The organism is Maribellus luteus (genome assembly GCF_003576475.1).
In the GTDB taxonomy this organism is placed as follows: domain Bacteria; phylum Bacteroidota; class Bacteroidia; order Bacteroidales; family Prolixibacteraceae; genus Draconibacterium; species Draconibacterium luteum.
Genome location: NZ_QWGR01000004.1, coordinates 283,760 through 308,391, shown reverse-complemented (window position 1 = coordinate 308,391; position 24,632 = coordinate 283,760). Strand labels below are relative to the sequence as shown.

Annotated in this window: 10 protein-coding genes; 1 reads left to right on the top strand and 9 read right to left on the bottom strand. The window is 41.4% G+C overall.

Features of this window, described 5'->3' with window-relative positions; all coding sequences use genetic code 11:
• Positions 1 to 8: 8 nt before the first annotated feature.
• From D1614_RS09430 to lacZ4, 9 genes are all read right to left on the bottom strand, one after another.
• The gene (locus D1614_RS09430) at positions 9 to 1,604 is read right to left on the bottom strand and encodes a beta-N-acetylhexosaminidase (protein ID WP_119437663.1); all 1,596 of its coding nucleotides are present in this window, start codon (positions 1,602 to 1,604) and stop codon (positions 9 to 11) included.
• Positions 1,605 to 1,682: 78 nt separating this feature from the next.
• Entirely contained in the window at positions 1,683 to 3,368 is a 1,686-nt protein-coding gene (locus D1614_RS09425) for an SGBP N-terminal domain-containing protein (protein WP_119437662.1), read from the bottom strand.
• Positions 3,369 to 3,510: 142 nt separating this feature from the next.
• Positions 3,511 to 5,211 carry an SUMF1/EgtB/PvdO family nonheme iron enzyme gene (locus D1614_RS09420; RefSeq protein ID WP_119437661.1) on the bottom strand — a complete coding sequence of 567 codons (1,701 nt, stop codon included), beginning with the start codon at positions 5,209 to 5,211 and terminating at the stop codon, positions 3,511 to 3,513.
• Positions 5,212 to 5,270: 59 nt separating this feature from the next.
• Positions 5,271 to 6,944 (bottom strand): RagB/SusD family nutrient uptake outer membrane protein, encoded by a 1,674-nt coding sequence (locus D1614_RS09415; protein WP_119437660.1) that lies wholly within the window; start codon positions 6,942 to 6,944, stop codon positions 5,271 to 5,273.
• Between the two features lie 11 nt (positions 6,945 to 6,955).
• Entirely contained in the window at positions 6,956 to 9,931 is a 2,976-nt protein-coding gene (locus D1614_RS09410; protein ID WP_119437659.1) for a SusC/RagA family TonB-linked outer membrane protein, read from the bottom strand.
• Between the two features lie 19 nt (positions 9,932 to 9,950).
• Positions 9,951 to 11,972 (bottom strand): RagB/SusD family nutrient uptake outer membrane protein, encoded by a 2,022-nt coding sequence (locus D1614_RS09405; protein ID WP_119437658.1) that lies wholly within the window; start codon positions 11,970 to 11,972, stop codon positions 9,951 to 9,953.
• A 32-nt stretch (positions 11,973 to 12,004) separates the two neighbouring features.
• Positions 12,005 to 15,202 (bottom strand): SusC/RagA family TonB-linked outer membrane protein, encoded by a 3,198-nt coding sequence (locus D1614_RS09400; protein ID WP_119437657.1) that lies wholly within the window; start codon positions 15,200 to 15,202, stop codon positions 12,005 to 12,007.
• A 562-nt stretch (positions 15,203 to 15,764) separates the two neighbouring features.
• On the bottom strand, positions 15,765 to 18,140 hold the full coding sequence (locus D1614_RS09395) for a glycoside hydrolase family 95 protein (RefSeq protein ID WP_119437656.1): 2,376 nt from the start codon (positions 18,138 to 18,140) through the stop codon (positions 15,765 to 15,767).
• A 4-nt stretch (positions 18,141 to 18,144) separates the two neighbouring features.
• On the bottom strand, positions 18,145 to 20,163 hold the full coding sequence (gene lacZ4, locus D1614_RS09390) for a beta-glucuronidase LacZ4 (protein ID WP_119437655.1): 2,019 nt from the start codon (positions 20,161 to 20,163) through the stop codon (positions 18,145 to 18,147).
• Between the two features lie 352 nt (positions 20,164 to 20,515).
• Here lacZ4 and D1614_RS09385 point away from each other — a divergent pair, with 352 nt between their 5' ends.
• Positions 20,516 to 24,550 (top strand): hybrid sensor histidine kinase/response regulator transcription factor, encoded by a 4,035-nt coding sequence (locus tag D1614_RS09385; RefSeq protein WP_119437654.1) that lies wholly within the window; start codon positions 20,516 to 20,518, stop codon positions 24,548 to 24,550.
• Positions 24,551 to 24,632 lie beyond the last annotated feature (82 nt).

Below are 24,632 nucleotides of genomic sequence, written 5' to 3'. Positions count from 1 at the left end.
TAATCACCTTAGTGTTTTTCTTCACTCACCCCATTGATTTCTGAGATACGCTCCGGATGAAGCGGATCAAACAGGCTAATATTCTGCCCCTCGAAAAATGTAATTAACCAGCCAAGGCGACTATTAAAGCCCTCATAATCTTTGTTTCGTTCCTTGGTCCAGGCTGCTTCAGCCAGTGCCGACAAACGTGGAAACACCATAAACTCAAGTCGTTCGACCGTGTGCATGGTTTCCGTCCACACATTGGCCTGAATTCCTTTAACAAAGTCACTTTTATAAAACTGACCACCTGTCATTTCCTCATTGGGGAAAGCATATACGTCTTCAATAGGACAAAAGCCACCCCATCGTCTTCCGTCTTTGTGCGAATCATGCTGCACAAAATCAAAATAAAGCGGTCTGCGAGGACACATAATTGTTGCGTACTTCTTATCAACCGCCGTCTGTAACATTTGTGGTTTATCGTGTCGCCACCACATTACCCAGGTATTCTCGTTTCTTAAACCCGCATTCGTCACTTCGTCCCATCCCATTACTGTTTTCCCAATGCATTTAACCGAATCGGCCATCCGGTTTAAAAAGTAATGCTCTACATCAACTAGGTCTTTCAAGCCCTCTCTTTTCATCAGATCCTGTATTTCAGGAAAACTTGCCCACTGTTGATTACCATAGTGCACTTCATCACCTCCGATATGGATAAATTCAGAAGGGAATAAAACAGCCACTTCCTTAAGGATATTGGTCAGAAACTGGTATGTTCCTTCTTTGCCCGGGTGAAAGGTGAAATCAGGGTTTCTTTCTGAACCACCTCCGCCAAATTCGGGATATGCTCTAACAGCAGCCGTTGCATGACCGGGCATGTCTATTTCAGGGATAATTTCAATAAAACGTTCGGCTGCATACTCAATTATTTCTTTTATCTCCTTTTGGGTATAAAACCTGACGGGTGCATTCTTATCCCATTTGGTTCCGGCACCACCCACTTCGGTTAACAAAGGATATTGTTTTATTTCGATACGCCATGCGGGCTCATCTGTCAGGTGCCAGTGAAACTTGTTTAGTTTTTGCAGCGCCATCATGTCCAGTATCTTTTTCACTTCTTCCATACCAAAGAAATGACGAGACTCATCGAGCATAAAACCGCGCCACTCGTAACGTGGACTATCATCGACCACACCACAGGGAATTGATGTATTACCCTTTTGCTGCGCATTAATAAGCAATTGGATGAGTGACTGCAACCCGTAGAACGTCCCTTCCGAAGCGTTTGCTTCAATAACAATTTCGTCCGGTTCAATTACTAAGCGATAAGCCTCTTTGGCTGTCACTTCGCTTGATTTGACCAGCTTAACCCGGGCATTTCGTTTCTTTTGACGCACATTGATATTGGCATAGCTCTTGGCCTGTGTCGTAAATACCCTGACTATATCATCGAACTCATCTGCATCTGTTGACACGGTTAACCGATTGGTAAAATCAAAGTGCCCCTTTTTAGCCTCATAATGATTAGGATAAGGAACTATTATTGTGCTATTCTCTTGCGCAAAACCAATTAATACTGCCAAAACAATAAACGAAACAACCAGTAAAATACGCTTCTTCATTCTTTTAATTATTTAAATATTTATACAGGAAACATAGCGACATTGGCTTACCCACCTTCCATAATCGCCACAGCACTGCTAGTTTGCAGGCTGAAGACTATTCATCCAATAATTAAAAGTCCGCCCGTATTTATTCATCGATGTTATCTTCAGCACATATTCGGCACATTTAGTGTCAATATACCGGAGCTCATCCAAAACGTAAACTGTTCCCATTGGGTTATAAGGCTTGTTGTAATCGCTGCGGTCCTTATCCGGAGCCCACTCGGTATTCACAAACTCCAGGTGAACATAGTTCTCGGTGTCAATCATATATGGTTCCCAAAACTTCACACAGCTTTCAATGGAACTTCCTTTTTTGTTCTGCAACTGATAAAGCGCTGTGGCAGCTGTTTTATCTTTGTACATACCAACTGCCTTTAATATACGCGCATAAAAAAGCAGGTTGTATGAATGGTAAGCAAACGCATCGCGGTTAACAAAGTCATGAGAAACACCATTTTCCAGAATATTGAGCTCAATGTGACTTTTCAAGTTATTCACAGAGGTATTATAGAGTGCCTCATCGTCCAATATCTGAGAAAAATAAAACAGAAAATTGATTCGTATCGTATTCCAGTTGTTTTCGAGCAGGTTGCCGGTAAAGTTCAATTGCTTATAATAGTCAGCCCGCTTACGTATCCAGCCATCAATCGCGACACGATCCTGCTCACCAATGTGTTGTCTTATTACTGAGTAAGCTTCATACAAAGGAGTTATTAACGATTCACGCGGAGTATGATCGGTGGGTTCATTAATACTTGCCCATGCTTTTATTAAAGCGGTCGCTTTTTTAAGGTACAAACCGGCTTGCTCACTTTTTTTATCCATGAACATCCAATCAACTACAATGGCGTAAATATTTTGGGCATTTTCCTTTGCAGTAGCTTGGTTTTCCTGGGTTAATTGTTGTACTGCATATGGTTCACTTGTCATGGCGACATTGGCCACTTCTGTAATCCATTTATTAAATGCGCTCCTCGCTGCGCCTGATTCTTCCAGCTCCTTCACCGCGGCATTATACATTTCTAAATCAGCCACTAAGTTTGACAAGTAAGGCATTACAGCATTGACAATGATGGTATACTTATTATTTGTCACACCATCCTGCGCAGTAACGGTAAATTCAACAGGAGATGAAAAATCCTGTGGACCTTGCGGTGAATAGGTAGCCTTGGCAGATACCTCCAATTCAGGCGTCAAACTGGTTAAATCAGCGCCGGCAGGCATTGTTACATATACTGTACTTCCATCTTTTACAATTTCAACAGCCTCGCTAATCTGAAAAGATACCAGGTTGCACAACTCGCTGTTTGAGATAGTAAAACTAACTGAACTATTGGCAATTGATGTTATCTCTGAACTCGCGATCAGCTCTGCCTGTCCTTTGGTAATCTGCGCATCACCTAGCTGAAATTTTTTTGCCAGAACAGTTTGTCCTTTCTGAAAGGTTATCGTTTTTTCCAAATCATTGAAATAATTCGAAATATCTAAACCATCACCATCGCTAATCACAATAGAAATTGGAATATCCAGTTTTGCAGGTGTACCATACACCGAGCTAAACGTTACTTCGAGACTATCTCCGGAAACAAGACTCTTTTCTTCCAGCGCCATTTTTAAAGGAATCGCAGCAATTGGCTTGTCCTTTTCCAACATCTCATCCTGACCACATGATGCCATAAAGCAAGCTGCCATAACTACTACCCATACAAGATACTTCATAATTTCTCCACTTAAAAAACAACTACAGCTGTTATTTTATTAAAAATATTAACTGGCTAACGAATAAACCAACTTATAAATCGAATCTTAAAGTAATAAGAGTTGGTATTCTGAGGGATACCAACTCTTATATATCCACTTCTTATTTATTACGAACAATCCTAAATCCTATGGAGGCATGGTTTGGGTTTACACCAAACTCTTTACCACGTTCCCACATTTCCATCTCTTTATCCGTAGGGCGTGTCCAATAGCATCCTCCGCGAGTCACTTTATTAGTGCCCGATTCAGGCCCCATCGGATCAATTGTTGGAATTGCCGGATGTTCTCCGCCAGCCCAATCCCAGCACCATTCTCTCACATTACCCACCATATCGAAAATACCTAGTTCGTTGGCTTTAAAGTTTGCACCAGGATGCGGTTCTCCCCAGTTGTTATAAACATTGGTGGCATTGGCTTGTACCCACCCAAGCTCTGTTGCTACATCGCCTCCGGGATAAATGTATCCTTGAGAGTACTTGCCTCCACGTGCAATGAATTCCCATTCTGCTTCAGTTGGCAAACGGTAACCTTTACCGTTAGGATCATTGATGGTTACAGATGCTGAAGAAATACGACCAGTTGCCTCAGTCACTACATCTGATATTATATAATATGGTTCTAAGCCATGCTCAATACTCAGCTTATTACTAAAGTCGCAAGCATCAAACCATGACAAACAAGTCATAGGAATAGTTGGTCCGGCAGGTTTCCATCTCCAGCCTTGAACACTGGCTCTGTCTTCGCCTAACAAATCACCATACTCTCCCCACATAATCTCTAAAGTACTAACAAATAAATCTTTAGAAATAGTAGCTTCAAACATAGACGCTCCTCCGGCTCCCATCGTAAAGGTGCCACCTTCAACAAATACCATTAGCGGTGCAACTGCTTTTTCAACAATGTTTACGCTATATTCCTGCGTTGTCACTCCATCTTCAGCGGTTACTGTATAAGTGTCACCCGCTTGTTCATATGTGGCACCATAGGCAAGTGTGAGTGAACTGGTCAACTCAGCAGCATTGGTTCCTGTTGGCACATTTACATTGATTACCCGGTTAGTCTGATCGATAACAGCAGGGTAATTGCCAAGTATGAATGATTCGACAACAGCTTTATCATTTTTAGCATACTTAACAGAAACGGTGTATACCTTTTTAGTTTCACCATCCTGCGCAGTAATGGTGTACTCAACCGGAGATGAAAAATCCTGCTTGCCCTCCGGCGAATATGTTGCATCGAGCGATACTTCCAACCCTGGCTCCAAAGCTGTCAGATCAGCACCGTATACCATGTATACCAAAACAGTGCGGTCTTCCTGGTTAATCTCGCCTTCTCTGCCATCAAGCAGAAAAGAATTCAGATTGCAGGATGGATTATTGGTAATCGTTAAAGGAATCTTTTCGCCAGTAATAGTGTTCGTTTCACAACTGGCACTTAGCTCCACATTAATTTTAGCCATTTTAAGCTTACTGACTGAATAGTTTTTAGTAAGTGATTTCTCACCTCTTGGAAAAACAACCGTTTCAATAAACCCCAGAAAGTGTTGAGAAGCATCTTCTCCGTTTGCATTGCTTACTGACAGTGTAATTTCAATGTCTTTACCGGCAACAGCGTCTTCCTCAACATCGAAAACAATACTTAGGCTGTCCCCCGAAACCAGCACATCATTCTTCACTGTCATTTTTAAGGCAACATCTTCCTTTTCCTGACTACTGTGCAATACATCTTCTTTGTTACATCCGTAGATAAAAGCCACTACAGCAATGGTCAATATCCATATATAGCTTAATTTTTTCTTCATAATTAAACTTTTTAAAATTTTGTAATACAGCTACAGAGATAGCTCTGCCCCTGTAATTTTTACCAATTTTTACCTGGTTTCAAATTTGGATTAATATTCAACTCACTTTGATTGATCGGATAGAAGTAATATTTATCCTCCCATAGACGAGTGCTATTATCTACTTCTTTTGTGTAGATAAATGAACCATCAGCCGCTTTCTCAATCTTCATTGTTTTTATCGCAACGGTAGCATCTCCAATCATCCAGCGTCGAACATCCCAGAAACGGTGATCTTCAAAAGCCAGCTCTACCATGCGCTCTTTACGATACTGAGCGGTAAAATCCTCCAGTGATAAAGCATCTGAAATAACATCGATGGTTAAGCCTTTGCGTGTGCGCACCTTATTAATCGCATCAACAGCTGAAAGCGGCAAGTCAGCATCAGTACCTGACACACCATTGATTTGGCTGGCTGCTTCTGCATAATTCAAATACACTTCCCCTAAACGAAACAGGATCCAAACCATTTTATGCTGTGTGGTACCAACCGGATTAAGGTTGGTGTTTTTCATCGCATATTTTTTCAGGTAATAGCCGGTTGGAGTGGCACCTTTGTTTGGCAAACCATCTTTTCCGCCAAAGAAAATATCCATGGTTTCGTTATAGGCCCATTCCGACTGATTGACCACCACGGTTTGTTGCAGACGCTGATCGCGATTAGCATATGGATTGGCCGGATCGTAAGTAAAGCCAGATTGCATGTCGTAGGCATCGACCAGGTTCTGTGTCGGACAATTACCCGTTTTTCCTCCCTCTACTGAAATCGGAAAGTTTTCTTTTTCAAACGAGTTTGTCGCACCTTTCATGATATTCGCTATAACTTCCGGGCATTTTGCATGTTTATCGCCTTCTGAGTTCCACAAATCGGAGTACTCGATAGAAGACAAGCTAACACCGTTGGCTTCCATTGTATTAATAATGGATAACGAAGCCAAACCAGACGAGCGTAACAGATCCAGATCGTAAGTACCATTGTTGTGTAAGGGGCTGGCAGCATATAACAGTACGCGTGCTTCCAAGGCCTTTGCAAATAACTTTGTAACACGACCAGTTTGTTTACTGTATTCATTAACATCATAGGTATCGGGCAGATAATCAGAACAAGTATGACTCTCGCTGGCAATCCATTCCAACACTTTTTTGGCATCAGTTTGCGATACACTATTAACTTCCTCCTTGTTAAGCACATCAGTAACCAAAGGCACATTGCCATAGCGCTTAACCAATTCGAAGTAAAAATAAGCACGCAGGGCTCTTACTTCCCATTTCAGATTTTTAAAGTTGGTGTACAATCTTTCATAATCTTCGTTGTACAGATACTCTTCAAACTCCTTATCTGCCGCTTTTTCAAGGAAGTTGTTACACACAAAGATACCCTGGTAAAAATGGCCCCATTGATCATCGACCGTATTAAAGGACGACCAGCTGCCATTATAGTATTTATGAATATAACTTGCAGGCCAGGCATACTGCGATTCATCGCAACCAGAGGAACGCATAGCCGATCCAAAATTATCCTGTAAATAAGTGTAACAGTTTAAACCAGCAGAGGTGGCTCGCTGCAGATTACTAAATGCCAACTCTTCATTGAGAGTATCTGTTTCGCTATACTCCAGGAAGTCGTTGCAGGCAGTAAACGTCAACATCACTGCACTAAGCAGTAATACTATTTTGTTATATTTATTTTTCATATTTCAGTCTATTAGAAATTGATCTTCACTCCAAGATTAACAGAACTATACATTGGGAAATTAAGCCCAAAGGCCTCAGCATCGCCAACTCTCATTTTATCGATCGAAAACAGGTTATAGCCCCTGGCAAAGACTGTGGCGTTGCCCAGCTTTACACGTTCAACCCATTGTTTTGGCAGGGTATAGTAAATCTCGGCTGTCCTCAGTTTTAGATAGGATAAATCTTGCAACCAAATAGTTGAGGCCACATTATTGTTTTCATTTAGCGCGTTTGTTAAACGTGGGTACAATGCATCCTGATTTGTCTCAGTCCAGCGATTATCGTAATAATGCTGCGATATATTCTTATTATTAACCAACGGACGGTAAATACCATCTGCTTGCATGATGGCACTGTGGTTAGCGGTTCCCTGGAACAGAAGATTGATACCTAGCTTACGATACTCAACATTCAAATCCAACGAAAAATACATTTCGGGTACAATTGAATTATTGCCAATAGCAATTCTATCGTATTGGTCGATAATGCCATTATCATCCTGATCCTTGTATTTTATATCTCCGGGCTGCACTTCCGAGAAAGTTTGAACAGGACTATTATCAATATCAGCCTGATCTTTGAAGAAACCTATCGACTCGTAACCAAAGATCTGACCAACCGGATGGCCGGTAGCCCTGTTAAAGTCATTCTTCCATACTTGCTCGTTGTTATTAATTATTTCACTTCTTGTAAAAGTGAAATGTCCCATCGCCGAATACTTAAGGTCACCTTTTGTGCCTGTATATCCTAATCCTAACTCAACGCCTTTGTAAGCATATTCTGCACTGTTGGTCATGCCCGGGTCAATACCAATGACTGATGAAACAATATTCTTGCTTTCAATCAATTGGTCGTACTTCTTAATGTCAAACACATCAACACTCACATTCATACCACCGAAGAATGTACCTTCAGCACCAACATTGACACTTCGGGTTTTAGGATAAGTAAGATTAACCACTGGTAAGCTACCGGGCTCAATAGTACCCACTCCCTGGAAGTTTCCAAATAAATAGCTTTTACCTGTTTGATAATATACTTTGTACAGATCAAAGTTCATGTTATCACTTCCGGTAATACCCCACGAAGCATTTACTTTCAGGTAATCAATGGCCTCGCTGTTTTTAGCAAAGTCTTCTTGCGAAACAACCCATCCGGCCGAAATGGCAGGAAAATAGCCCCACTTTCTACGAGGGTTCAGTACGTTAGAAGAACCAACTGAAAATGTAGCATCCAGCAAATACTTATTATCATAGCCATACGAAGCATACAAGACATTATTTACCCGGTTAAACATTTTGTGCTGCCCGTAACCGGAATAACTCGATATCTCAAAGATATATCCACCACCTACGGTTGACTTGTTAAACGTGCGTTTGTAATCCAGTTGTCCCTGTCCGGTAAGTTTTCTCCACTGATCGATGGTGCCCGCATTCCACTCCTGAAAGTTGGTCATCCGTTCTCCAATCAGGTTATATTCAAGATCAGTTGGGTTACCATCATTATCAAATACAGGCGTAATTGTCTCTGTTTGGTAAGTTCTATACTTTTTCTCTCTAATAACAGAATAAGAGTCCATACCAAACCTGGCACTAGCATTCAGACCTTTGGTAATCGCATCAAGGTTTTGCTTAATATTTATATTGGCGTAAAGAGTACGCGTATGAAACCTTGTAAAACCAGCTGTCGATAATTCAGCAACCGGATTGGTTTTCCAGGTTGTGCTGGCTCCCCAATTACCATTTTCGGTTTTAATTGGAAATGCTCCGGCAGGTGTATTATAAATACTTTTCATCAGGTCCGATTCACTTAGCATTCCCCGGCTGTTCTCCTGTAGCTTACCCAGCATGTTAATTGTCAACAGTGTATTTTTTGATATGTTGACATCTACATTGGTGCGTACATTCAGGTTTGAATATTTGAACTGGTTCGGGATTGAAGGATCGGGCGCGCCGAGCTTAATAAAACTTTCATCAGTATCATAGGCAACCGCCCCATAGAAACGAGTTATGCCATTACCGCCTCTAACTTGTACATTGTAGGAGTTAGAGTGAGCTACATCCTTAAATATCTCATTGGCCCAGTTTACGTTACTATAAATTCCGGGCTGACTTCCGTCTCTGTAGGCATTAAGCTGATACTGGTTGAATTCAGGAGCTAACCCATCATTGCCTAATGCTTCGTTCATGGCACTTGCATAGGTGAAAGCATCAACCATTGGAATACTTGATTTGGCAAACTTAACCCCATGATCGTATTTAAGATCAATCTCCATGGTATTGTATTTACCCTTTTTGGTATTTACCAACAAAACACCATTCGCCCCACGCATGCCGTAAATAGCTTGCGATGCTGCGTCTTTTAACAGGGTTACTGACTCAATTTCCTCCACGGTCAGTCCATCAAGATCACGTTCGAAACCATCCACTAAGACCAACGGACGTCCTAAGCCGCGATAATTCAATCTAGCCTGGTTTTCGGCAACCGTTCCACTTTTCTGTAACACACTAAGCCCCAACAACTCGCCAAACAATGCATTGGAAGCATTCACTTTTGAGTCGTTTTTCTCCAGGTCTTCTGCAAACACAGTTTGAGCAGATGCTGCCGTGTTTTTTGTTGCGTTAATTAAATCATAACCACGGTTAACCGGGCTCGTTTCCAGGCCCATAACAATCACAAGGCTATCAGATAATATTACTGACTTAGAAAAATTATCAGCTGAATTAATAACTGCTTCAGAATTTTCTGTGGCAGCAATAGTATACTCACCGTTCCTGTCAGTAGTCGCTTTAACATCAGGATACTGCACCAAATAAATCAATGCTCCTGAAACTGGTTTTCCTTTTGCATCCAACACTCGGCCGGTCAGTTCGTCTGCATTGGTATACTTTTGAACTGCAAATACAAGGAAAAGCCCAATAATAAATTTAAAATATCTTGTCTTCATAAATTCAACTTTTTACTGCTTACCAGCCTGGATTTTGAGTTAAACCATAGCTCTTATTTAATTCAGCTGTTGGGAAAGCTGACAAATACCATTTAGGCTCCCACATTGATCCGTGCGCATCTTTATTGATCGCAGTTTCTTTATCGCCAGGGTAAATCCGAATAATTTGTTCTTTACCAGACTCGCCATCCTGAATAAAGCGCTTTCTTATCTGAAATTCATTAAATACAAATGAGGCATCATCATCCACGATCGTACCGTCATCTTTTTTATATCTCCATATTAATAAGCCAGACAAACGCTTTTTGAAGTCCTCTGCACAACGCCAGCGGATGAGGTCGTAGAAACGTACATCTTCAAGCGCCAATTCGCATTTTCTTTCTCTCAGGATTTCTTTTAATAAAAACTCATCAGCTGGTGCCGCCTCACTGAAATCGGGATGTGTTACATCAATGGCACTGCGGGTTGGATTGGCTTCTAACAAACCTTTAAGTCCAACACGTGCACGTACCGCGTCCACCCACTTATAGGCGTCGCTTGAACGGCCAACCATTGTCAGTGCCTCTGCATAACTCAGGTAAATCTCAGCTATACGTAATTCAGGCCAATGGATTGTACGACCGTCGTATTCTCCCGCAAAATCAAGCGTGAACTTATAATTTGTAAAGCCTGATGCAGCCAGTCCTTTGTCCGTCTTAACCTGCGATCCATCTTCTTTATCGCCACGGTGGGAACCTCCCATATACCCTTCAAACAATCTTCCGTTATGGTAGGTCTTACCGGTTATGTTACTAACTTCATACAGGCGAGGGTCGCGATCAGCGAAAGGATCAACATATGTCCCATTATTGAGAGCTGTTTGCTGTTCTGCGTTGCTCTTTTTCCATGGCATATCTGCTTCCAGGAAAGGTGTTCCATCTGCTTTTGGATAGGCATTCAAACCAGTTAATGTCGGCAACATACCATTCCAACGTACCCATATGGTTGGGAAATAATAATAATCCCATTTCGAAGGTGATTTATCTTCTCTTCGCACTGATATAAGCATTCCGGGGTTACTTCTGTTGTAATAGCCTTCGCGGTAGCCTTCACGATATGCTTGCAGATCAGTTCCTGTAGGCTGGTTCAGGTAGTATGTACCTGTATTGGGCGCAAGACCTCCATTAAGTGTAAAGAAATCTTCGCAAGCCTTCACCACATCTTGCCAGCGGCTGGCATCGTAACTACCATAGGTTGTTTGCAAATTGCTAACCGACTCGTTTCCGGATCCACTCCAGGTATTTGAAGAATTAAACAATGGACTTGCAGCAAACAATAACACTCTAACTTTTAACCCCTTTGCGCCGGCTGCTGTAAACCTGCCCGCCCATGCTCCTATCTCATCATTACTCAACTGCCAGGGAAGAGCATTTGCTGCTTCATCACACAAATTGGTAATAAATTTTACCGTTTCTTCTACGGTGGCACGCTTAACATTGGTATCATCAGCAGGCTGATATGCCTTTTTTAACAATGGTAATCCACCAAAATGGCGAAACATGTTCGCATAATGGCTTGCGATGATCATCTTGGCCTCTCCAACCAACCGTTCTTTCTCTCCTTCCTCGAAATTTGGTACTTTATCTACGTTTTCAATAAAAGTATAGGCATAACGTATTCCTTTCCATCTCTCGGGTTTTGTATAATATCCTTTTGAGTCATTATATTCCCTTGATGGATTCATCTGGCCGGAATAATAAACCGATGTTCCACGCGCCTGATTCAAAAAACTCTCGTAATCATCTCCTAAAGAGTTTAATCCTTCCAGGTTATGAAAATAGGTTGTCCTATCGGTTAAGCCATAATAAAGTGTAGCATATGCATTCCATAGCACACCTTTAGCACTCACCGCATCACTAAATACGGTATCAATCGAAATATCTCCGCTGGGCTTTTTAACCAGAAAGTCATCTCCCACTTCAAATTCATCAACACACGATGTTGCAAACAAGCCGGCAACAATGGCACCAACAAACAGTAATCTATATATTATCGTTTTCATTGTACAAACTTTTTTTATTGATTAAGTACTGCTTAGAAACTAAGGTTAACCCCAAGGTTGTATACAGCCATTACCGGATAAGCAGGATTTAGTGCTGTTGTGCGAGATTCCGGATCCAGTACTTTCAGCTTATCAAATGTCAGCACATTTTGTCCGGCAACGAAAACGTTAAACTTACTAATCCCCAGACCCTTTATAAACTGAGACTGAATATCATAACCTATACGGAAGTTCTTCAATCGGATATAGCTGGCATCTCTAATCCAAAGATCAGAAACCATGCTATTATTTGGCAGTGAACTCATTGAGGCACGTGGCAACGTAGCTGTCTCAGCTGTCTCTGGCGTCCATCGGTTATCAAACTGCTCTTGCATTAATGAGCGGTTACCTGTTGGTCCTAATGGCTCGCGATAGGCACCTGCCAACACACGTGAAACACCGGTAGCACCATTCCACTGCATAGAAAAGGATAAGTTTTTCCACTCAAATCCCATATTTAAACCTGCGGTAAAGCGTGGGTTGTTTGTGTTGCCAATGGCAACCATATCATTGCTATCAATAGCGCCATCTCCGTTAACATCAGCATACACGCAGTCTCCTTCTGCTATAGAAGGCTGCACTTCTTTAGCATCTACACCGTTGTTATTAAGCATCCCATCCTGGTAAAATCCAATAAATTTATAACCGAAGGGTTGACCTTCCTCATATCCTGTGCGCAAGGTCCAGGGGTTTTCAGGATTTGGGACCTCATCCATAAAAGTAACAATGCGTTTAGCATACGAACCATTAAAAGACACATTGTAAGAAACCTCGTTAACATGCGATTTCCAACCGATATTAAATTCCCATCCGGTGATCTCCCGTGACCCCATATTGACCTCAGGAGGTGTAAAGGCAACAAAAGTTGGGTAAGTCTGACGGGCAATTAAGATATCATCGCGTTTTTCATTAAAGTAATCCAAATAAATAGATAGTTTACTGTCCAAGAATCGCATATCCACACCGTAATTCTGCTTATGAGCCGTTTCCCATGTAGTAAATTCATCATGAATTTTACCTTCGTTGTAACCACCATACCACGTTCCACCTGATACATCTCCAAATCGATAGCCACCAGATGAAGTCCATGAATTGGGAACGTATCCAAACCGATACCTGTAATCATTGTATCGTCGGTCTTTACCAACAATACCATATGAAGCACGCAACTTTAGATAATCGATGATATTATTATCTTTCAGAAAGCCCTCTTCGGTCGCAATCCAACCAACAGAAACAGATGGGAACGTTCCATAACGGCGATCGCGGTGAAAGTTCTCAGAACCGTTATAACCCACACTTAAATCAACGAGGTAGCGCGTGTCATAATCATAGGTAATACGTCCAACCAGCCCCACATAACCAGCCGGCAAATCCTGATTAACAGCATTTGCAGGATAATAAATACGCCTGGCATTATACATAGCCAAGGCCGATACATTATGCCCGCCAAAGCTCCGCTTAAAGTTTAAGGCTGCCTCGGTATAAAAATCACGCCCTTTACCAACACCAGTGTTGAACTCGGTTTGTCCATCATCACCGTCTTTAATCAGAATAACTTGTTCGCCTTCCTCTTCAGTATATGGCACATCTTGCAGCCAGGGAATATCTTTTCGTAACCAAGGTGTGTATTTGGGACGTTGTGTCTTAAAGGTCTTCCACTGCTCATACGCACTATTATAAGAACCTTTCACACTTAATTCCAAACCCTTAGTGACAAAGTCAAGCCTCTGCTTCAGATTAAAATCGAGATTTAGTACGTTTTTAGAGCTGGACGTTGTACCGAGTCCTGCAAATCCCATAGCATGACCTGCAAGAGGGACATACAAATCTTGGTTACCTATAATCACCTTACCATCAATGATACCCGCGCCACCAATTGGGTTCGCTTCTTTAAATGAACGAAAAAATTCACCTTCTTTATAGGCATTGGGTTCGTTTCGATTTTCAAGACGGGCACCAATATTTACCGACATGGTAGTACTCGATGTAATCTCAAAGTCGAGGTTGCTTCTCAAATTGTAACGTCGGTAAGTAAAGTTTCCGTTAGATTCAAGCTCATCATTTCCGTTAAAAATACCGTTCTGACTAAGCATTCCCATAGAGGTAAAGTATTTAACTCTTTTCGAACCTCCACTTACATTCATATTATGCTGATGCTGAATTGCATAATCATCAAAAAACATCTCCTGCCAATCGGTATCGGGATACAACAATGTATTTCTGTTAGGATCATCGTATTGAGCCAATGTTTCCTCAGAATAGGTAGGTGACTGACCATCATTTGAGTTAGCTTCATTCACATAAGTCATAAAGTCTTTGGCATTCACATATTTACCTAAGCTCGTTGGTACCTGTGCCCCAATTGACGAGTTTACATGAATTTGAGCAGACCCTTCCTGTCCTCGCCGGGTAGTTATTAAAATCACCCCGTTGGCTCCCCGCACTCCAAACACAGCTGTTGAAGAGGCATCTTTTAATACAGTTACATTGGCAATTTCGTTCGGATCAATTTGAGAGAATGCTCTTTCAACCCCATCCACTAATACTAAGGGGTTTGCTTCACCACGAATGTAAATTTGTGCATCATCAGAACCTGGCTGACCAGAATACTGCACAGCTGACACACCCGTCATATTGCCGGCCAGCATATTGCTAACCGAAGCAACAGGCATTCTTCCCAACTCTTCAGTATCCATTGATGAGATAGCTCCAGTGATCGTCACTTTCTTTTGAGTGCCATACGCGATAACAGCTACTTCTTCAAGCGCTGTTACTGAACTAACCAGAATACAGTTGACAACCGTTTGATCACCAATTACAACCTCCTTGGTTTCCATCCCGATAAATGAGAATACTAAAACACCTCCATTCTCCGGAACCTTAAGCTGATAGCTACCGTCTGGTTGTGTTACCGTACCGGTAGTTGTGCCCTTTAAAAACACAGTTACACCTGGAAGTGTTAGCCCTTGCCCATCTTTAACTACACCTGTCATTACCCGGCTAGGCTCTTGAAAAACTGTTCTATCAGTCTGACTTCCTGATTCCTTGAAACCATCACCGCCAGAATAATTAGCTATTGCTGATGTATGGAACAAACTCCATCCCAGAAACAGTAAGCTAAACTTCAATTTACTGGAAACAAACTTTTTTAGCTGAGTCCAATAAACAACTTTGTTTTTTTTCTTCATAAATGGTTGATTAGAATTACACTATTATAAAAAAGGAGACTAAGCACCACTGTGCCTTACTATGTTTCCATTCTTATAAATCCAAACATACATGAAGCGCTTCCAAGATTTTTGCACTCTTGTGTTTAGTTCTGAGACACATGCTGCATGTTTTCACTATTGTTTCGCCACTGCAACATCCTCGACAGCAGCATTTAACTTTTTTTTATAATTTCTACGTTTTAAAAGATTCTTCTTGTTGCTGTTAAGCGTTTTCGGTGCTCAACGAAAAAAAACGGAGCATATTCCCAAGTTTAGAGACGCCTTTGGAGAACACATCGGCACAGGTACAGATAATGAAAGAACAGCGGCGGTTTTGAGTTATTAAATCAGTGAGACTGACGGAGAGGGAACTCATGGGCTATATATAAGAAAGCCAAAAGGCCAGACAAAATATACATACAAGAAAAACATTAGTAATGAGGATGAAAAATCCCCACGATCATTGATCGTGAGGACTGGAAGTAATTTCATATTTTTTGCAGGTATCTTCTTAAAAGCAAGTGCTTATTCAATGCTTCAACTATAAAAATGCCACTTCTCTCGTTTCGCCAGATTTCATATCAACCAGCATCTCCTTTGATTGATACACCAAAGAAACCTGTCCTCCGCTGAAAGCTTTTACATGTACTTTTGTGAGTTTACCTTCCGACCAGCTTAAACCTAATTCATAGTTTCCTCTTGCCCTGAGTCCACTAACTGTACCCTCTCGCCATTGTTGAGGTAATGCGGGCAACAAGCGAATGATACCTGGCTCATGCGACTGCAACAACATTTCAGCCATTCCGGCTGTAACGCCCAGGTTGCCATCTATCTGAAAAATACGTGGCGGATGCAAATCAAACAGATTGTTGGTCATTTGCTCTTTTAGCAGTGCATTGATGTGTTTATACGATTCATCACCATCCAACAGGCGCGCATAAAAATTAACCATCCAGGCACGGCTCCAACCTGTTTGTCCACCTCCAAATGACAGCCGCCTCTCTATCGTTTTACGCGCGGCAGCAAATAATTCCGGCTTCGAAGGATTTATTTGAGTGGAAGGGTACAAGCCATAAAGGTGTGAGATATGCCTATGCCCAGGCTGAGCTTCTTCATAGTCCTGAATCCATTCCATGATGGTGCCATTGGCTCCAATGTTAATCTCAGGCAGCCGAAGTAATACCGCCTTAATCTCGTCGGTGAGATTTGATTGTCCAAGCAACTGTTCTGCTTCCAAACAGCTGTTCAATACATCACGAATAATCTGAATATCTACCGACGAAGCCACTGTGTTGGACAAGGCCTTACCAGTTTCAGGATTTATGTATTCATTTTCAGGCGAATAAGATGGTGCTGTAACTAGTAAGCCATTTTCGTCCTGTTGAAGAAAATCCATGATAAAACGGGCCGATCCTTGTAGTATTGGATAAACCGTTTTGCGCAAATACTCCTCGTCGCGGGTAAACTGATAATGCCTCCATAATGTCTGTGTCATCCAGGCTCCGGCCAAAGGGAAGCTATATCCAACACTTACCTGATAAGAAGCATTTGAAGCAGAAGGCGTAGTGCGTCCGAACACATTACTCGTTGCATGAAACATCCAGCCTTCAGAACCAATAAATTCGCGGGCTGTCTGCTTTCCATTCACCGCCAGTCGGGTTAAATAATCCGATAATGGCCTGACAGTTTCAGGGAGATTGCAAACATCAGCCGGCCAGTAATTCATTTGCAAATTAATATTCATATGGTAATCCGACTCCCAGGCCGCCCACATATCCTTATTCCAAATACCCTGAAGATTAGCCGGCAAGTTGGCTTTGCCCGCCGAACTGGTTATTAACATGTATCGTCCGTATTGAAATAATAATTGCTGCAAATACACATCGTCATTACCAGCTTTCAATGCATCCAGACGGTTGTCTGTAGGAATGGTATCCACTACCATCTTAGCCAGATCCAGGTTCACGCGCTTATATAATTCCGAATGAACTTTCACATGGGCTTCTTTCAACTCGGCATACGTGAATGTCTCAGCCTTTTCAATGTCCTCTGCAACTTTTTTTGAGGCATCAATGGATTCGTCAAAATTAAGCCCGGCCAAATTGTAATTAGTGGCGGCACCAAACAGGATGGTAAATGACGAAGTCTCTTTTATCTGACAAGCCTCATCGTTACGAACAATTTCAGAACCATCAGCAATTATTTTGGCACGGCCTGCAAATTTCATGTGGTAGCCACCTTTTCCGGATCCTCCAACATTATCATCATAACCGTCAGGATCATCAAAAATCTGACCTTGAATAACAATACCGTCCACTACAGCTTTTGTTCGCACATCTTTTTTACGGCTAAACGCCACTTCGGCATTTACTTTCTGACCGTCCAAACTTTTAAAATGATAAACCAACACATCGTGCTCCATGGATACAAAGGTTTCCCTACGGAAGCGTTTTCCCTCTATCTCATATTCTACAGTAGCAAAGCCTGTGCTTAAGTCAATTTCCCGGCGATAATTCTGCCCCTCTGAGTGGTCAAAGCCTATATACAGGTCACCAAATGGCTCGTATGATCTAAAGCCGGTTGGACTAGTAACCAAATACTTACTCGCATATTCATATGCTTGTTCAAACTTTCCGTCCAGGTTTAGTTTCTGAAAGTGCTTATAGTGTTTCTGTACATCCTCCGGATAGGGCTGTTCAGGGCATCCGGCCCACAAACTTTCCTCATTGAGCTGCAAATGCTCGCGATTTATACCCCCATGCACCATAGCACCTATGCGTCCATTACCAATTGGCAAGGCCTCAAACCACTCTTTTGCCGGCTGCTTGTACCAGAGCTTTTCAGTAAAATCCTGTGGTTGCTCACAAGCCAATAATACCAATACACCCAAGGCAAACAGTAAAACTCTCCTCTTCATCTTTTTAATAATTAATCTGCAAATTAATGTAAATCTTATCTATTAATTCTTTTCCCGCTTTGGCGATTATTTCGTTCATGCCAGGCTTTAAGGTCACCTCGAAATAGAAACGTGCATAATCACCGGTGGCTGTACCTACTTTCTTTCCATTTACCCATAGCTCCACTCGCTTTTGATTGGAATACACTTTAATGGTTTGTGCTGCTTTTGTCCGATTAGCAATGCGTCGTTCGGCCACGTAAACCATTGGTTCGGTCTGGTTCCAATTAGCCTTATAAAAGTAGAAAGCGTCTTTTCTATCTTTCCGGTCAAAAGTCACCAAGCCTTTGTCATTCTTCCCCGGAACTTCCCCTTCGGTGCGATGCGCTCCTCCAAAATCAAACAGATTCCAAATGAATGTTCCCCATAGGAAAGGACGTTGATCGATAGCTACCCAATGGCCTTCATGAAAATGCGTTTGCCAGTTTTCCGGGTGCCAGAAACTATTGGGAGCAGGCTGAATTAGTTCTTCCTGCTGGTGATACAAGCTTGCTCCGGCACCATACTCACTCACTCCAATAGGTGTTGAAGGCATTTGCTTGTGTTGATTATCAGCCCAGGTTCCAATAGAAGAGGGGTTTCCGCCGTACCAGCCATAATACTTGTTCCAGGCTATAATGTCTGTAATTGTATTTAAAGCACCTCCCTGGTTACTTGCTGCCACAGTTATTCGCGACGGATCCTCGGAATGAGAGAGCGCATGCAGCTCCTTAATGTACTCAACAGGATTATCTCCTTGCTCCTTTAGCTCATTAAACAAACCCCACATAACAATCGAAGGATGGTTGATTTGCTGACGTATCATCTCCAGTAGTTGCTGCTTTCCATTTTCTTTAAAAGAAGCCTGATTTACAAATCCTTTATCGCGATACCCTCCTGGACCGACAAAAGGAATTTCACTCCAAACGACAAAACCTTTCTCATCCAACAACCGGTACACTTGCGGATCTTGCGGATAATGAGACAAGCGCACTGCATTGGCCCCGATCTCTTCCATAATGGCTATGTCTTCGGCATGATGCAGGTACGATACGGCATTTCCCAATTCTGGTCTATCCTGATGCCTACACACACCTTTTAGCTGCAAATGCTCACCATTCAAAAAGAAGCCCTTATCAGGATCAACATGGAAAAAACGCAAACCCAATGGTTGAACAACCTCATCCACAACATTTCCCTGCTTAATCAACTGCGTTCGCACGGTGTACAAATAGGGATCTTTACGCCCATTCCATAAGCGCGGTGCCTGCATCTCGAAAGGAATAGCTACTTCGCCAGTTTGGTTCTTACCCGGAGATACAGAAACAGACTTATTGAGTATGATATTACCGCTATGATCTTCAACTAATAAACGTACGACAGACTCTGAATACCCCAATGTTTTAACGACTGCATTTACCCGGGCTTTGCTTGATGACACTTCCTGCTGATGAAGGTAAACTCCTTTAGAGCCATAGTCCAGCAACGATATTAGATCGGTATCGGTTATATACAGTTCTACATCGCGGTATATGCCGCCATACATATTAAAATCGCCCACCAAAGGCATGATATCCAGTTGCGGCGCATTATTGACACGAATCCAAAGCGTATTATCTTCGCCGTAATTGACAAAATCAGTTATTTCAAATGCAAAAGCCGTGTAACCACCACGGTGCTCGCCTACATGTTTACCGTTGACAAACACATTGGCCACCGTATTGACCCCGAGAAAACGAACAAACAATCGCTTTCCTTTCCAGCTTTCTTCCACTTTAAGTGTCCGCTCGTAATTACCTAGTCCCCGATAATAATCAACATTGCCTCCCAATGCATCTTTGGTATTCCACGTGTGAGGCAGATTTATTTCTGTAAATACATTTTTTCGCACTTCATATCCATAGGTGAAACGCCACTTGTCATTAATCACCATCTGCTCTCGTTGTCCTGATGCTATTGTTATAAAACCAACAATTAACAACAGTAATAAAAAAAAATTCTTCATATCTTGTTGTGTTTATTTTTCTCTTCTTTCATCTTTAAGAAGATTAACATAAAACCATCTGACCAGATACGCGACAATCGCGAATCCAGGCATCTGACTTCAACGCTATCAAATTCAAACTGATTTGCATCATTATAAGAATACTCCTATTTATCTCAGCTATTATTCATGTCAAAACCCTCCTCCAAACGTTCTTCTTTTCAAATATAAATACACCATCAAGCCAACTCTGCCACACATATTGCATATTCTTTCAAGCATTGTTCGCGAATGAGATAAATGCAGTTACCTTGCAACATATATACTAGTTCTTGTAGTTTAATTCAGCTATTTTTGCAACAAACATTTGCATATGAAAATCGTACTCATAATATTTTTGCTTTGTTTTTTTGGGCACGAAATGAATGGCAGTAATACTGATTTTATATTTCGTCGCATATCACCTCTTGGTGGATTTTCATCCGAATCGGTTAATGCAATTATTCAAGATCAAAATGATTTTATTTGGGTAGGAACCAATCATGGGCTACTCAAATACAGTATGCGGGATAAAAACAAGTTCAGCAACGAAGAAAAGAAAAGTGACTGCCTTAAGAATGGCGCGATTAACTCTTTAGCCATTGACCGTGACGGACGAATATGGGTAGCTATCAGTGATAAAATATGCGTAATGGACAAAGCTACTCAGCTTTTTAGTCAATTTCATTACAATGATAAAGATGGCATCGTTAAAAACAAATATATACATCACATAGCGAGCGATAATGAAGGAAATATATGGATAGCAGATCAGGCTGGCATTGGCCGGCTTAATGCTGACAACGGTTATCTTGAACGTTTGGCCTTTGATAACGATGAAAGACCTGTATACTTCTATTTTGATTTAAACAATAATGTATGGATTGGCACTCAGGAAGGGAGTGTTTATAAAGCAAAACTCACAGACCTAAAGCCAGAGTTATTTATCTCTGCCCAGGGGAATAAGGTAACTTCCATATATATAGATAATCACCACATTTGGATAGGCTATGTAAAAAATGGTCTCATCTCGTATTCAATGGATGGCACCCAAACAAAGAAGTTTGATTTTAATAAAGCGATGGGGGTTAATTATGATAGCTGGGATATTCGTAAAGTCATCAAGGATCGAAGTGGTACATTCTGGATAGCAACCTACTATGGCCTGTTTATCCAGCAACCCGGACAGCAGCTATTATGGATTGACAGTGACAAGAATGAAGGCCTGCCCAACTCCTCTATCTTTGAACTGTTTGAAGACAAACAAAATGGAATCTGGATCGGAACATGGGCCGGTGGCATTAGTTATTATCACTATGCCAATAATCAGTTTATCAACTATTCACATTCTAAAGATCCATCATCTATCAGCAATAATATGGTCAGTTGTTTTGCCCAGGATAGCAATGGAAAAATATTTGTTGGAACCGAAAGGGGAGGACTCAACAGCTTTGATAAGCAACGAGGCACCTTTACAACAGTACCACTCTCCAACGACCAAAACACCTACAATATTAAATACCAATGCTTTGATAGCTTTGGCGGGCATTGGGTGGCAACAAAAGCAAACGGACTTTGGTATAAACCAGCGGGGCACAGCTCTTATACGCATTTTGATGCCGGTCCGGAAGATGGAAAGCATATTTCTTTCAATGAAGTTTATTCGCTTTTCCCGGTTGATTCAGGAGTATGGATAGGTACACACGGGGGAGGACTCAACTTCTACCATCACAAAACCAAGAAAATTTCTTTTCAATCGTCAATATTCCCCAAAGAGATACCCAACAACTCGCCGTTCATTAAATCCATCATTGTGGATTCCAACTCCAACATCTGGATAGGCACCGTGAGCGATATCAGGTGCATTCCGCTTAAACCGAATACACCCATTAAAAAAAATGCACAAGCCGGGTTAAACAGATTAATCTACTCCATTACAGAACTTAAGAACGGTACAATCTGGATAGGAACTAAAACGGATCTCATTATTTATAATCCAAAAGATGACAAGTTTACCAGTTTCAACGCCAACAATCTGTTAAAAGACAATGCCGTTTATGGTGTTTTAGAAGACTTCAATCAACACATCTGGATTACAACCAATAATGGCCTGGTATTGTATAAACCGGAACACCAAACCGCAAGGCACTTTAAGACCTCAGACGGAATACAGGGCCTTTGGTTTAATCCACAATCGGTATTCAAAGACCAGGATAACTTATTGTACTTTGGCGGTACCAATGGCTTCACTACCGTAAATCCCGATAACATAAAAATTAATACCCGACCTCCAAAGGTAATTATAAGCGATGCCATCATTAATAATGAAAAGCACTACAATCTTTTCTATACCAACATGGACTCGGTTACCCATCAACTGCGTCTTAAACCAAATGAAACCACTCTCCGCTTTAAGTTTACTTCGGACAATTATCTGTTACCCGAAAAAAACCGCTTCCAGTACCGGCTAGTCAATTTCTATGATGAGTGGATTGAAGCAGGCCAGGAGGCTTCAGCCATGTTCACCAACCTGAAATGGGGCTCATACATATTTGAAGTAAAAAGCTGTAACAATGACGGCATATGGTGCTTAGAGCCTGCACGCATACACATAACCATAACCAAGCCGCTTTATGCAACAAACACGGCCTATATTACTTATTTACTACTGATTGGCTCCATCCTGTTTTTCTTAATAAGAATATTAAAGGCACGGACAAAACTGAGAAATGACATACTAATACAGAAAATACAACACCAACAGGAAGAAGAAATCAATGAACTGAAATTAAGCTTCTTTACCAACGTATCGCATGAATTCAAGACCCCTCTGTCTCTTATTTCAGGGCCTACCAAATCATTAATCGAAGCGGATAACTTAACAGATTCTCAGAGACAGATGGTAGATATTATTCAGCGCAACTCAAAACGTTTACTTATACTGATCAATCAAATCATAGACTTCCGTAAATTGGAAGAAGGAAAAGAGAAATTAAACCTTTCGACCGATGATGTCATTGGTTTCCTTAAAGAGCGAAGCTTGCATTTTTCTTTTGACATCCAATCGAAGTCCATTTCTTTTACGGAAAGCTACCCGGATAAACACATTAAAATGGAGTTTGATCCTGAAAAACTAGATTACATTATTTTTAATTTGCTTTCAAACTCCTTTAAGTACACAACCAACAACAAGAAAATTAATCTTTCATTAAAAAAAGGCAAACACCAGCCTCCAAAAGATGAGTATCAAAACCACATCAGTTTTGGCGAACTCCACACCGACGAAACGGTATCCATTTTAATAGAAGATGAAGGTCCGGGAATAGAAGCGCAAGACCTCAGGAAAGTATTCGACCGCTTTGAGCAGGGCAAAGAGTTACGCAAAAACAGTTCAGGCATTGGCCTTTCATTGTGTCGCGACTTTACGCTTATGCACAAAGGCTGCCTGCATGCATACAGCACACCGGGCAAAGGCAGCTGTTTTGTCGTTCAGCTACCGCTAAAGCAAGAAGGTGAAAACATATATTTTGAATCCTATAGCACAACTGCTTCTCAGGATTTAGTAATTCATGGAGCTAAAGAGAAAAGTCAAAAATCAAATGCTATGGTTCTGATTGTGGAAGACAATCCGGACTTAAGAACATACATAAGCTCCGTACTAAAGCCACACTACCAGACAAAAACAGCAGAAAATGGGAAAATTGCATTGGATATCCTTCAATCAACAGCAGTGGATATAATTGTTTCGGATGTTATGATGCCTGAAATAGATGGATTCGAACTTTGCGCTAAAATAAAAAGCGACATAGTCACCTCTCATATACCTGTCATTCTCTTAACAGCCCTTTCATCAACCGAGAATCAGATTACAGGAATGCAATTGGGCGCTGATTCCTACCTATCAAAACCGTTTGACGACGAGCTGTTACTAACTCAAATAGACAATCTACTGGAACAGCGTGCTAAGCTTCGCAAATATTTTGGCCCCAAAATACCGGCTACTGAATCATCCGAGATGAATGGGCTGGATAATTACTTCCTTAAAAAGTTAAACAGTATCGTTGAAAAACACTTAAATGACGAAGAATTCGATATTGAGCTTCTGACGAGTCTGATTGGCATTAGCCGCTCCCAACTACATCGTAAGCTTAAAAATCTGACCGGCTATTCAACTTCAGAATACATTCGTATATATCGCCTGGAAAAAGCCATTAATTTACTTAAAACAAATCAATACAATATTGATGAAGCAGCTCATATAGTTGGGTTCACTACTCACTCCTACTTTACCAGAAGTTTCAGAAAGCACTACAACCAAACGCCCAAAGAGTACTTGGCCAAACTACACCAAATAGAAAATGATAGCTAACACGTTAAATCGCATTACAATTTAACTTTTGATATAAGTTACAAGGACACTTCAATATTTTATACCCTACTACCACCTGCGC

Excerpts from the sequence above, each read along its gene's own strand:
- D1614_RS09425 (WP_119437662.1), bottom strand. The coding sequence starts at position 3,368 with ATGAAGTATCTTGTATGGGTAGTAGTTATGGCAGCTTGCTTTATGGCA.
- D1614_RS09400 (WP_119437657.1), bottom strand. The coding sequence starts at position 15,202 with ATGAAGAAAAAAAACAAAGTTGTTTATTGGACTCAGCTAAAAAAGTTT.
- lacZ4 (WP_119437655.1), bottom strand. The coding sequence starts at position 20,163 with ATGAAGAATTTTTTTTTATTACTGTTGTTAATTGTTGGTTTTATAACA.
- D1614_RS09430 (WP_119437663.1), bottom strand. The coding sequence starts at position 1,604 with ATGAAGAAGCGTATTTTACTGGTTGTTTCGTTTATTGTTTTGGCAGTA.
- D1614_RS09415 (WP_119437660.1), bottom strand. The coding sequence starts at position 6,944 with ATGAAAAATAAATATAACAAAATAGTATTACTGCTTAGTGCAGTGATG.
- D1614_RS09410 (WP_119437659.1), bottom strand. The coding sequence starts at position 9,931 with ATGAAGACAAGATATTTTAAATTTATTATTGGGCTTTTCCTTGTATTT.
- D1614_RS09385 (WP_119437654.1), top strand. The coding sequence starts at position 20,516 with ATGAAAATCGTACTCATAATATTTTTGCTTTGTTTTTTTGGGCACGAA.
- D1614_RS09420 (WP_119437661.1), bottom strand. The coding sequence starts at position 5,211 with ATGAAGAAAAAATTAAGCTATATATGGATATTGACCATTGCTGTAGTG.
- D1614_RS09395 (WP_119437656.1), bottom strand. The coding sequence starts at position 18,140 with ATGAAGAGGAGAGTTTTACTGTTTGCCTTGGGTGTATTGGTATTATTG.
- D1614_RS09405 (WP_119437658.1), bottom strand. The coding sequence starts at position 11,972 with ATGAAAACGATAATATATAGATTACTGTTTGTTGGTGCCATTGTTGCC.